Below are 10,949 nucleotides of genomic sequence, written 5' to 3' on the forward strand. Positions count from 1 at the left end.
CCGGCCGGGGCAACTGGAGGACATGCCATGACCAGCTCCGCGCAGGCCCATGACGACGCCGAGCTCGACGCGCTGTACCGGGACCTCGCCGCGGTCGACCTGCGGCCGCTGTGGACGATCACCGAGCAGCTGCTCACCCCGACCCCTCGCCCCCGGGCCATCCCGTGGCTGTGGTCGGCGGCGACGATGAAGCCGCTGGCCCGACGGGCGATCCAGCTGGTGCCCGTCGAGCGGGGCGGCGAGCGGCGGGTGCTGTCGCTGCAGAACCCCGGCCTCGGCGGCAAGCCGTACGCGGCCGGTTCGCTGTGGGGGGCGCTGCAGTGCCTCGGGCCGCGGGAGACCGCCCCGGCACACCGGCACACCCCGGGAGCGGTCCGGTGGGTGCTGGAGGGCGAAGGCGTCTGGACGACGGTGAACGGCGACGCCTGCGACATGCACCCCGGTGACCTCGTGCTCACGCCGTCGTGGAACTGGCACGACCACGTCAACGGTGGCGACTCGGAGATGTTCTGGTTCGACGGCCTCGACCTCCCGATGATCGATGCCCTCGACGGGGTGTTCTTCGAGGAGTACCCGGGGCCGGGGGAGAGCCAGCCGGAGCCGGCCGAGCACAACACCTCCGAACGCACCCACGCCGGCGGCACCCGCTACGTGGAGGGTGAGGTGGAGGGCGTCGTGTCCCCGACGGCGTCACCCCTGCTCGTCTACCGGTGGGCCGACACCGCGGCCGAGCTGGACCGGCGGGCCGCAGGATCGGACGAGCCGCTGATCGCCGTGGAGTACGTGAACCCGACGACCGGGGCCAGCGTGCTGCCTACGCTCGCCTGCGCCGTGCACCGCGTCCGCGCAGGCGCGCGCACCCCGGCGGTCCGCCGTTCGGGCAACGCCGTGTACGTCGCCTTCCAGGGTTCCGGGTCCTCGGTCATCGACGGGCAGCGCTTCGACTGGGGCCCGGGGGACATGTTCGTCGTGCCCTCGTGGTCCGCGGTGGAGCACGCCGCCGACGAGCAGGCCGACCTCTTCCTCCTGACCGACGCGCCAGTGCTGCGCGCACTGGGGATCTACCGGCAGGAAACGCTGCCCGAGCCGCAGTCGGTGACGGGGGTCTTCCTCCCGCGATGACCGTCCTCGGCCTGCCCGCGCCCGCGACATCGGCGCCGGCGTCCCCCCCGACTGTTCCCTGGAGTCCCTCGTGAAGCTCGCTTTGTTCGATGACCATCGGCTGGGGGTGGTCTCTGCCGACGGCCGGGCCGTCGTCGACGTCACCGATGCCCTGCCGTGGCCGCACGATCCCGACCCGCTGACCGCCGGGTGGTGGCGGGCGCTCTGCCGGGACTTCCGCACTCTGGCCCCGGCGCTCGCGGCGGCCGCGGAGCAGGGAGCCCCGCGCGCGGTGACCGACGTGGCGCTGCGCGCCCCGGTGCTGGGCCCCACCAAGGTGGTCGCGGCGGCGAGCAACTACGGCAAGCACGTCGCGGAGATGCACGGGGTCCAGGAGCGGACGCTGGGCCGCGTCGAGGCCTGGATGATGGAGTTCGACGTCTTCCTGAAGGCGCCGTCGTCGATCGTGGGCCCGGGCGCGGACATCGTGCTGCCGGCCGACGTGGTCGAGGCCGGGCACGAGGTGCACCACGAGTCCGAGCTCGTGATCGTGATCGGCTCCGGCGGGAAGGACATCCCGGTCGCATCGGCGATGGAGCACGTGCTCGGGTTCACCGCCGGCCTCGATATCACGGTCCGCTCGGCGGCGGACCGGTCGCGGCGGAAGAGCTACGACTCCTTCAGTCCCCTGGGCCCCTGGATCGCGACCACCGACGAGGTGGGGGACGGCTCGGGGCTGGACATCGGGCTGACGTGTGGGGCAGCGGTGCGGCAGTCGGTGAACACCCGGGACCTGCTGGTGCCGGTGCCGCAGATCGTGGCGTACGCGTCGACGATCATGACTCTCAACCCCGGTGACGTGCTGTTCACCGGGGCTCCGCCCGGGGTCGGCCCGATCGCCGCGGGGGAGGAGCTGGAGATGTCCATCAGCGGCATCGGTGCCATGACCGTCCAGGTCCGGTGACCCGTCGATGACGGTCGTCGACGCCGGAACGGGGCCGGTCTCCTCATGGGCGACGCCGATCCGGGTGGGCGTGGAGCTCGTGGAGCTCCGCCGGGCCGACGGCCTGCCGATCGACGCGCTCTGGTACCCGGCTGACGAGCCCACGGTCGGGATGCTGCACGTCCACGGCAAGGGCAGCAGCGTCCTCAACGGACCCTCGCGCTTCCTGCCGCCGCTGCTGCCGGGGATCGCCCACCTGGCGGTCAACATGCGCTGCCACGACCTCGGCTACACGGTGGGCACGGACGACTGGGCCGTCGAGGGCGGCATGTGGGAGGACCTCGCCACCGGACACCTCGACCTGGCCGCCGGCGTCGCGCACCTGCGCGAGCGCGGCGTGGACCGGGTCGTCGTCTGCGGGCACTCCTCGGGGGGCTTCTACGCGGCCGACCTCATGCCGAGGGACCCTGCGATCGACGCGTGGGTCCTCCTGTCGCCGCTGACGACGAACAAGAACCCCTTCCCGCTGTGGTGGCCGGACCCGGCCGACCAGGTCCGGGCCGCCGACCTGGCCCGGCGGATGGTCGCCGACGGCCGGGAACGCGACCTCATCCCGGTGCCGGGCTGGTACCACGCCATCAGCGCCGGCAGCCTCGTCCAGCGGCTCGAGGAGCCCGAGGGCGTCTGGCTGGCCAACGTGTCGCATGCCACCGCGCCGGTGCTACTGGCCTGGGGCGACGCCGAACCGCGGCACGCGCTGTGGCACTCCGTGTTCAACGAGTTCGCCGGGGAGGGCGACCGGCGGCTCGTCCTCGCCGGTGCGGAGCACTACTACCGCGGGCAGGAGTGCGAGCTCGCGTCCGGCATCGCGACGTTCCTGGACGAGGCCGTGGGGGCCAGCCCGTGGCCGGACGAGCGCCGACCGGAGGTCTGACGCATGGCGATCTGCAACCCCATCGAGCCCATCACCGAGGACGACGAGACGCTGCGCCGCGTGCTGCGTGACGCCGACCTGCCGCCGTTGCTCCCGGCTCTGGCGCACATCACCGGCGATCTCACGCTGATCGCCCCGGACCTCCAGCCACCGCGCCGGGCCAAGGACGCGTTCATCGCACCGCAGGGCGGCATGGACGAGGAGACCCAGGAACGGGCGCGCGAGGCCGCGTTCCAGGCGCTGCGCCGGTTCCGCGACGGCGGCTGCCGGGTCGCCGGTGACCTGGGGACGGCGGAGATGCGTCGGCTGATGCGCTTCCTCACCGGGGAGGTCTCCGAGGACTACGAGCCGCTGCTCATGCAGGAGCTCGGCCTGGCGGAGGACGTCGGGCGCCGGCTCGCGACCACCCCGGGGGCCGGTGCCCAGGTCGACCACGCGGTCGTCGTGGTCGGAGGGGGCATGTCCGGTCTCGCCGCGGCCCACCACCTCGACCAGGCCGGCCTGTCCTTCGTCGTCCTCGAGCGCAACGACGACGTGGGCGGGGTCTGGTTCGAGAACGACTACCCCGGCTGCCGTCTGGACACGAACAACTTCGCGTACAGCTACTCGTTCGCGCAGAAGGACGACTGGCTCCAGCAGTACTCCCGGCAGAGCGCCATCCAGGGGTACTTCCGGGACGTCGCAGGGGAGTTCGGCCTGCGCGACCGGATCCGGTTCGGCACCCAGGTGGTCGAGGCCAGGTTCGACGACGAGACGTGCACGTGGACCGTGCTGACCCGGGACCGCGACGGCACCGAGTCGTCGGTGACCGCGCAGGCCGTCATCACCGCCGTCGGCCAGCTGAACCAGCCGAACTACCCGGACGTCCCGGGGCGGGACAGCTTCGCCGGGCCGTCCTTCCACACCGCCCGATGGGACCACGACGTGAAGCTGGCCGGGCAGCGGGTGGCCGTCATCGGCACTGGGGCCAGCGCCTACCAGGTCATCCCGTCGATCGCCGACGAGGTCGCCGAGCTGGTGGTCTTCCAGCGCACTCCTCCGTGGGCGCTGCCGGCCCCCACGTACCACGACGACATCGCGCCCGGTCTGCAGTGGCTGTTCCGGCACGTGCCCTACTACGCCCGCTGGTTCCGCTTCTACCAGTTCTGGATCGCGGTGGACGGCATGCACGCCTTCGCCGTCGTCGATCCCGACTGGCGGGAGCCCGGCTCGGTGTCGGCCCCGAACGCCCGCCTCCGGGCCCAGCTGACCGAGCACATCCGGAGCCAGTACACCGATCGCCCGGACCTGCTCGACAAGGTGGTGCCGTCCTACCCGCCGTACGCCAAGCGCATGCTGCGGGACAACGGCGTCTGGGCCTCCACCCTGAAGCGGGACCACGTCTCCCTCGTCAGCGTGGGCATCGCCGAGATCACCGAGCGGGGCGTCCGGACCCGCGACGGGGTCGAGCACGAGGTGGACGTGATCATCTACGGCACGGGCTTCAGGGCATCGGACTTCCTGTCGTCCATGACGGTCACCGGGCGGGCCGGCCGGGACCTGCACGAGCACTGGAACGGCGACGCGCGTGCCTACCTCGGGATCACGGTCCCGGGTTTCCCGAACTTCTTCTCCCTGTACGGGCCGAACACGAACCTCGTCCTCAACGGCAGCATCTTCATGTTCTCCGAGCTGGCGATGAACTACGTGCTGGAGTGCCTCCGCCTGCTGGGCTCCACGGGGCGACGCGCGATGGAGGTCCGCGCCGACGTCGTCGACGCCTTCAACGAGCGGATAGACCGGGCGAACCGGTCGATGGCCTGGGGGATCCCCGAGGTGCGCAACTGGTACAAGAACGCCACCGGGCGCGTCTCGCAGAACTGGCCGCTGCACACCCTCGAGTACTGGCGGCTCACCCGCCGGCCGGCCCCCGACGACTACCTGTTCCTGTGACGGACGACCCCCCGGGCCGGAGCTGCCCGACGGGAACCGGGGCTGCGCCGGCGATCCAGCCGCAGGTGGCCACCCTCGACGTGGCGGGGACGGGCGTCCACGTGCTGAGCGGGCCACGACCGGCCCGGGTGAGTGATTCCGGGGGCGTCCGCGTGCCGCAGGTCGCGCGCATCCGGGTTTGCCACGCCGGGCCGGACGGGGACCCTTCTCCCATGAGCATCACACCCGAGGCCCTCGAGGCGGAGTTCTCGCTGACGACGGCCGCCACCCGGCTGGACTTCCTCAGCCGGCGCGACAACGGCGACACCGCCCTGAACACCGTCCGGGACGCCGACGCCGACTCCTGGTCCAGCCTGATGGACGACCAGACGCAGCTCGACGTGCACGAGTCCCTGGAACTGCTCGCGCTGGGCGAGGTGATCGCCCGCAAGGCCCACGACAGCCAGCTGGTCGGCATCCGTGCCGCACTGCGCGGCGGTGCGGACTGGGACGAGATCGCCAGCGCCCTGGGTGTCAGCCCGCAGCGGGCCTGGGACTCCTACACCGAGTCGGTGGCCCGTCAGCTCGACGCCGATGCGGCCGCCTCGGCCCGCGAGCTCGCCGGCACCCGTCCCGGGCGCTGACGGCGCCGGCTCAGCGCACCTCGACGCCCTTCCAGAACGCGACCCGCCCGGTGATCTCCCGGGCGGCGTCCTCGGGCTCCGGGTAGTACCAGGCGGCGTCCGCGTTGACCTGGCCGTCGACCTCCAGGCTGAAGTAGGACGCCGTCCCCTTCCACGGGCACACCGTCTGCTTGTCCGACGGTCGCAGGAGGTCCTCCTTCACCGCGGCCCGGGGGAAGTAGGCGTTGCCCTCGACGGTGACGATGTCGTCGGACTCGGCGATCACGGTGCCGTTCCACGTTGCGGTGGTCATGCCGCGATAGTCCTCCCCGCAGGTCGATCGGTCATCCCGGATCGCACAGGTCGCGCGTGGACGGTGTCCAGGGAGGGCATGCCGGGGAGGACGCGTGATCCGCACGGTCCGAATCCCACGACTGGCAGGAGCACTCCCATGACCGGTTCCCACCCCGCCGGACGCCCCGGTGACGAGCGCGACCCCACGGAGACCGGTGAGCCGCAGATGTCGACCGAGTCGAGCCGTCGCCGTGGACGCATCCTGCTGCCGGCGATCTTCCTCGGCGGGATCGCGCTGATCTTCCTGTTCGCCTTCCTGGTCAGCCAGCTCGGCCGGTAGCCACCGGTCGCTCAGCGCTCCAGCAGCGCGAAGGTGGCCACGGCGTGCACCAGGTCCTTGCCGTCCTGCTGCACGTCGGCCTCGCACACCGTCAGGTGCTCGCCACGGGTGCGCAGCCGGGCGCTGACGGTGAGCGGTCCGGGCCTGCCCGGGCGCAGGTAGGTCACCGTCAGCTGACTGGTGGCGGGCACCTCGTCGTCGCCGGTCGTGGTCCGCACCGCAGCACCCATCGCGGTGTCGACCAGCGTGGCCAGCACGCCGCCGTGCAGCGTGCCGGCCGGGTTGAGGTGCTCGTCGGTCGCCTCGAACGCGATGCGCGACGAGCCGTCCGCCGCTGCCTCCGGCCGCGCTCCCAGTCGTGCGGCGAACCCACCCGTGGCCACGTCGTCGCTCATGGCCGGGCCCTACCCCCGGCCCGGCGTCCGCACGCCCGGCCGCCGGTCCGGTGCGGCAGCCGGCGCCGGGTCCCGGCGCTCCAGGAAGTAGGCCCCCAGCGCGCCGGCCAGCGTCGCGAACACGGCCACCGCGTACACGCCCAGGACGACGTCGAGCACGCGGGCCAGCGCGGTGCGGGCGGACAGCGGCTCCCCGCTGATGGCGGCCAGCGCCGCGTCGTAGAGCGCTGCGCCGTAGGAGTCGTACATGCCCAGGACGTAGAGCAGCTGGCTGACGGCGAGCACCACGACGACCGTCACGGCGCTCAGCCAGCCGATGCGCCCGCTGAGCAGCCGGCCGGCCGAGCGCGACCCGCGCACGGCGGCCGACAGCACACCGCCCACCCGGGCGGCCCGCAGCAGGGTCAGCGCCCGGGCGAAGCGGAGGAACGGCAGGGCGAGGAAGAGCAGCTGCCACCAGTTGCGGGTCCAGAACCGCCGTCGGTCCCGCGCGGTGACCGCCCGGAACACGAACTCGGCGACGAAGACCGCCCAGAGCACCCAGCCGACGATGCTCAGCGTGGTCACCAGCCAGGCCTCGCGGGCCAGCGACTGCCCGAGCACGACGAGGACGAAGACCAGCCCCAGCGCGCCCATCGGCTTGTCCAGCCGCCGCGCCAGGCCCTCGACCTCGGAAGGCGCGGCCGAGCCGGCCTCGAGCGGGGATGGGTCGAGCGGGTCCGGGAGCGGCGTGCGTGGCATCCCCGGCGGCTACCCGGTCCGGCCGCCGCTCGACCGGTCGCACGGCCGCGGGATGGGTGTGACGAGTGGTGCGGGCGGGTCCGCCGGGGGCCTGCGACCTGCCCATCCGGTGGAAAACGGTCCTGGTCGGGGCCGCGTGGGACAGGATCTCGCCGTACGCACATCGACTAATCACCAGGAGCACCCATGAGCCACCCCGGACACGGCCCGGACACGAACCCGTCCGGCCAGCAGCCGGGCCAGCCCGTCCCGCCCGGTCAGCCGTACCAGCCGTTCGACCAGCAGCCGGGTCAGCCCGCCGGGGCCTGGACCCCGCCGGGTGGCGCCTCGGCCGCGGGTGGGCCGCAGAAAGGCAGCACCCTGAAGAAGGTGCTGCCGATCGTCGGTGGCGTCGTCGTCCTGGGCGTCGCGGCGTCCGCCTTCGGCCTGTTCGGCGCCGGTGAGCCCGAGGTCGGGGACTGCATCAAGGGCGCCATGGGCGAGGACGTCGAGACCGTCGACTGCGGTTCCGACGAAGCCGAGGCCAAGGTCGTCGGGGTCGACGAGCAGGAGATGACCTACGACGAGTTCATGGCCACCGGGATGCTCTGCACCGAGTTCGCGACCGCCCAGTCGGCCATCTGGTACGGCCCCGAGGACGAGAACGCAGACGGCAAGATCTACTGCGCCGAGCCGGTCTGACCGCTGCTCGCTGCGAGTGCCCCGCCGGTCCGCCGGCGGGGCACTCGTCGTCTCAGGGGGTGGGCCGCTCCGCGGGCAGCCGCCCGAGCAGCACCCGGGCCAGGGCGACGGCGGCCGGATCGGGCGTGCCCGCGGCGGCCGAGGCGGCGAGCCAGGCGGCGAGGGGCTCCGCCACGGCGGGGGAGAGGGCGGCGATCCACGCGGCCGAGCGGGTCCGCGCCTCCGCCACGTGCTCGGTGCCGCCGTCCGGTGCGTGCGCGACCACCTCCGGCCGGCTGGCCAGCAGGCCGCCGACGCGCCAGTCGCCGGCCGTGCTGCGGACCGCGAGCGACCGGAGCCGCCCCGCCGCGGCGAGCAGGGTCGCCGCCTCGTCCACCGTCACACCCCGTCGCGGCGCATCGGCACGTGCGGGATGCCGTCCTCGACGTAACCGGGTCCGCTGAGCCGGAAGCCGAACCGCTCGTACCAGGGCTCGAGGTGCGCCTGCGCGCCCAGGGTCAGCGGGCCGTTCCCGTAGTCGGCCACGGCGGCCTCGATGAGCTGCGCCGCCAGGCCGCGCCCGCGCGCCGTGGCCGCGGTCGCCACCCGGCCGATGGCGTGGCTGTCGCCGTCGTCCAGCACCCGGATGGTCGCCAGGACCTCGCCGTCGGTCTCGAACCACAGGTGCTCCGTCGCCGGCTCCAGGTCCCTGCCGTCCAGCTCCGGGTAGGGGCACTCCTGCTCGACGACGAAGACGTCGACCCGGAGCCGGCACAACCGGTACACCTCGAACGGCGTGAGTTCGGCGAACCGGGCGCGGCGCAGGATCGGGGCGGAGCTCATGCAGGAGTTGTAACCCAGGCCTCCGGCCGCCGGACGCGCGGTGGTAGATCAGGGGAAGATCCCGGACGGCAGGGGAGTGCCGGGCCGCGGCGGGGTAGGGAGCGGCGCATGTCGATGTCCAGCCCCTTCGAACCCCACCTCGGCCAGCAGGACGAGGAGATCCCGGCAGCGGATCCCGGAGCCGGCGCGCCGCCACCCGCGCCGGGATTCGGACCCGGGGGTGAGGAACCCGACCGCGCCGAGGACACCGGTGCCGCCGCGACCGGCGGGCCCGGCGACGACGGTGAACCGCCGTTCCGCACCCCGGACCCGCACGAGGTGCGGCGGGCCGGGGAGGACTGACCGGTCAGAGGCCGAGCGCCGCCGTCGCCCGGTCCACGAGCTGGAAGTGGCCGACGGCCCACAAGACGGCGGCAGCCGCGGCCAGCCCGCCGACGGTCACGGCCAGGGAGCTGACCGGGTGCTGGCGCGCGTGCCGCCAGGCCGCCACGGCCTTGCGCCGGAAGACGGCGAAGAACCGGCGGGCCCAGTCGAACTCCGTCGACCACACCCAGAGGCCGGCCAGCACCGGCGGGATGGTGAGCGGGCCGGGCAGGACCGTGAGCGCGATGCCCAGCATCACGAGCAGCAGTCCGGCGGTGAACACGGCGACGCGCCAGGTGAGGGCCACCGCGGGGTTGCTGTGCACCCTCTCCCGGAACGAGCCGGGCTCGATCGGGCGCGGCTTGCCGAGCCCGTCGGTGCAGTCGGCGCAGACGGTGGAACCGTGCCCCGGCGCCTCCTGCTCGGCGGCACCGTTGCCGGTGACGCGGACGTCGGTGGTGCCGGCGGTGGTCTGCGGTGCGGAGGTCATGCGCACTGCGTTACCCGCCGCACCGCCCCGTCACTCCGATGGTGCACAACCGATCCACGTCCGGCCCCCGGCTCAGGTGCCGTACCGCACGGCGGCCCGGGCCCGGGCCCTGGCGGCCTCCACCTCGCGGTCCTTCGGCGGGGCGGTGGTCACCAGCGACTCGAGCAGCCGGGCCGACGCGGCGGTCACCTCGGCCACCGCCCGGTCGAAAGCCTCGACGTTCGCCCGGGACGGCCTGGCGGTCCCGCTGATCTTGCGGACGTACTGCAACGCGGCGGCCCGGATCTCGTCGTCCGCCGCGGGCGGTTCGAAGTTGGCCAGCGGGCGGATGTTGCGGCACATGCGGTGCAGCCTAGGAGCAGGCGGGCCGGTTCAGACCAGGTCGAAGCCTGCGCGGTCGACCTTCCGGTGGTAGCGCTCGCCGAGCTTGCCGCCGAGGATCGCACCGAGCAGCGTGACCAGCAGGATCGCGACGAGCGTGATGATCCCGGCGGTGGTGGCGGTGCCCTCGTCGACCGGGATGCGCGGCAGGTTGAGCTGCTGCAGCACGTTGTACTGCGAGCCGAGGATCGCCCCGGCCGCGGCGAGCGCGAGGACGACCAGCAGCCCGATCAGCCAGACTGCGAGGCCCTGGCGGACGCCGTCGAAGCGGGCCATCCGGCCGGCCACGTAGCCGCCGGCCAGGTAGGCGAGGAAGAGGACGACGAGGACGGCGATGCCGCCGCCGATGCCGATCCCGGTGCTGACCTGGTCGGCCGCGGCGTCGGCGGAGTCGACGCCCTGTGCCAGGCCGAGCGCGACGCCGGCCGCCGACAGGAGCGCGACGAGGATGACGGCCAGACCGTTGGCCGACAGCCAGCCGAAGAAGGCCGCGCCCCACTTGATGCCGCCGTAGCGGTCGTGCTGGGCGGTGACGGCGTCGCGGGCGACCCCGCGGGAGACCGAGGCCCCCTCGGTGGCGCCCACGGTGGTGTCGCGGTCGGAGTGCGTGTGATCGTGGTGGTTCCCGGCCATGGTGGTTCCCTTCGTCGGAGCCGCCGTGAATCCCCCGGGCGGTGATCAGGTTGCATGCCCGAGGGGCTCCGCGCGGAAACGACGTCGCGCGAGGACCCCCCGGTAGGAGGACGGATGACGGTGCTGCTGGTCGACGTGGCCAACGTCGTCGGGTCGCGGCCCGACGGCTGGTGGCGGGACCGCGCGGGTGCCGCCGGCCGGCTCCTCGCCGGGCTGGCGGCGCTGCCGGGGCGGCTGCCCGGACCCGGCGGTGCGGACGTCGGGCTGGACGGCACCGTGGCGGTCGTCGAGGGCGCC

16 protein-coding genes and 1 pseudogene are annotated in these 10,949 nt (G+C 73.4%); 9 read left to right on the forward strand and 8 right to left on the reverse strand.

Translation table 11 applies throughout. The annotated features are described in order from the left end of the window. The first annotated feature begins 27 nt into the window (after window positions 1-27). From C5507_RS10285 to C5507_RS10305, 5 genes are all read left to right on the forward strand, one after another. Window positions 28-1,122: a cupin domain-containing protein gene (locus C5507_RS10285; RefSeq protein WP_104528426.1), complete on the forward strand. Its 1,095-nt coding sequence runs from the start codon at window positions 28-30 to the stop codon at window positions 1,120-1,122. A 106-nt stretch (window positions 1,123-1,228) separates the two neighbouring features. Beyond that, window positions 1,229-2,065 (forward strand): fumarylacetoacetate hydrolase family protein, encoded by an 837-nt coding sequence (locus tag C5507_RS10290; RefSeq protein ID WP_207225750.1) that lies wholly within the window; start codon window positions 1,229-1,231, stop codon window positions 2,063-2,065. A gap of 7 nt (window positions 2,066-2,072) precedes the next feature. Then, on the forward strand, window positions 2,073-2,978 hold the full coding sequence (locus C5507_RS10295) for an alpha/beta hydrolase (protein ID WP_104528428.1): 906 nt from the start codon (window positions 2,073-2,075) through the stop codon (window positions 2,976-2,978). A gap of 3 nt (window positions 2,979-2,981) precedes the next feature. Next, window positions 2,982-4,910, forward strand: a complete 1,929-nt coding sequence (locus C5507_RS10300; RefSeq protein ID WP_104528429.1) for a flavin-containing monooxygenase — start codon at window positions 2,982-2,984, stop codon at window positions 4,908-4,910. Between the two features lie 212 nt (window positions 4,911-5,122). Further along, window positions 5,123-5,533 (forward strand): hypothetical protein, encoded by a 411-nt coding sequence (locus C5507_RS10305; protein ID WP_104528430.1) that lies wholly within the window; start codon window positions 5,123-5,125, stop codon window positions 5,531-5,533. A 10-nt stretch (window positions 5,534-5,543) separates the two neighbouring features. Here the strand turns inward: C5507_RS10305 and C5507_RS10310 are convergent, their stop codons facing one another. Continuing rightward, window positions 5,544-5,825, reverse strand: coding sequence for a DUF427 domain-containing protein (locus tag C5507_RS10310; protein WP_104528431.1), 282 nt, complete (start codon window positions 5,823-5,825; stop codon window positions 5,544-5,546). 138 nt (window positions 5,826-5,963) lie between these two features. On the opposite strand from C5507_RS10310, the gene C5507_RS10315 reads away from it, so the two are divergent. Continuing rightward, window positions 5,964-6,146 carry a hypothetical protein gene (locus C5507_RS10315; RefSeq protein ID WP_104528432.1) on the forward strand — a complete coding sequence of 61 codons (183 nt, stop codon included), beginning with the start codon at window positions 5,964-5,966 and terminating at the stop codon, window positions 6,144-6,146. An 11-nt stretch (window positions 6,147-6,157) separates the two neighbouring features. Here the strand turns inward: C5507_RS10315 and C5507_RS10320 are convergent, their stop codons facing one another. Next, complete coding sequence (locus C5507_RS10320) at window positions 6,158-6,541, reverse strand: PaaI family thioesterase (protein ID WP_104528433.1); 384 nt, start codon at window positions 6,539-6,541, stop codon at window positions 6,158-6,160. Window positions 6,542-6,550: 9 nt separating this feature from the next. After that, complete coding sequence (locus C5507_RS10325; RefSeq protein WP_104528434.1) at window positions 6,551-7,282, reverse strand: hypothetical protein; 732 nt, start codon at window positions 7,280-7,282, stop codon at window positions 6,551-6,553. Window positions 7,283-7,468: 186 nt separating this feature from the next. Here C5507_RS10325 and C5507_RS10330 point away from each other — a divergent pair, with 186 nt between their 5' ends. Continuing rightward, window positions 7,469-7,963, forward strand: a complete 495-nt coding sequence (locus tag C5507_RS10330) for an LppU/SCO3897 family protein (protein ID WP_104528435.1) — start codon at window positions 7,469-7,471, stop codon at window positions 7,961-7,963. 52 nt (window positions 7,964-8,015) lie between these two features. Here C5507_RS10330 and C5507_RS10335 read toward each other — a convergent pair whose 3' ends face one another. Then, window positions 8,016-8,339 (reverse strand): hypothetical protein, encoded by a 324-nt coding sequence (locus tag C5507_RS10335; RefSeq protein ID WP_242611082.1) that lies wholly within the window; start codon window positions 8,337-8,339, stop codon window positions 8,016-8,018. 2 nt (window positions 8,340-8,341) lie between these two features. Further along, window positions 8,342-8,785 (reverse strand): GNAT family N-acetyltransferase, encoded by a 444-nt coding sequence (locus tag C5507_RS10340; protein WP_104528437.1) that lies wholly within the window; start codon window positions 8,783-8,785, stop codon window positions 8,342-8,344. Window positions 8,786-8,893: 108 nt separating this feature from the next. On the opposite strand from C5507_RS10340, the gene C5507_RS10345 reads away from it, so the two are divergent. Next, entirely contained in the window at window positions 8,894-9,127 is a 234-nt protein-coding gene (locus tag C5507_RS10345; protein ID WP_104528438.1) for a hypothetical protein, read from the forward strand. Between the two features lie 4 nt (window positions 9,128-9,131). Here C5507_RS10345 and C5507_RS10350 read toward each other — a convergent pair whose 3' ends face one another. From C5507_RS10350 to C5507_RS10360, 3 genes are all read right to left on the reverse strand, one after another. After that, window positions 9,132-9,638, reverse strand: a complete 507-nt coding sequence (locus C5507_RS10350; RefSeq protein WP_104528439.1) for a PGPGW domain-containing protein — start codon at window positions 9,636-9,638, stop codon at window positions 9,132-9,134. Between the two features lie 72 nt (window positions 9,639-9,710). After that, window positions 9,711-9,980 carry a DUF2277 domain-containing protein gene (locus C5507_RS10355; RefSeq protein ID WP_104528440.1) on the reverse strand — a complete coding sequence of 90 codons (270 nt, stop codon included), beginning with the start codon at window positions 9,978-9,980 and terminating at the stop codon, window positions 9,711-9,713. A gap of 30 nt (window positions 9,981-10,010) precedes the next feature. After that, a complete protein-coding gene (locus C5507_RS10360; protein ID WP_104528441.1) occupies window positions 10,011-10,652 on the reverse strand; it encodes a hypothetical protein in 642 nt (213 codons plus the stop codon). 114 nt (window positions 10,653-10,766) lie between these two features. Between C5507_RS10360 and C5507_RS10365 the strand changes: the two are divergent. Then, window positions 10,767-10,949, forward strand: a pseudogene (locus C5507_RS10365) (hypothetical protein); the annotation flags it as partial.

It is taken from the genome of Blastococcus saxobsidens, assembly GCF_002938435.1.
In the GTDB taxonomy this organism is placed as follows: domain Bacteria; phylum Actinomycetota; class Actinomycetes; order Mycobacteriales; family Geodermatophilaceae; genus Blastococcus; species Blastococcus saxobsidens.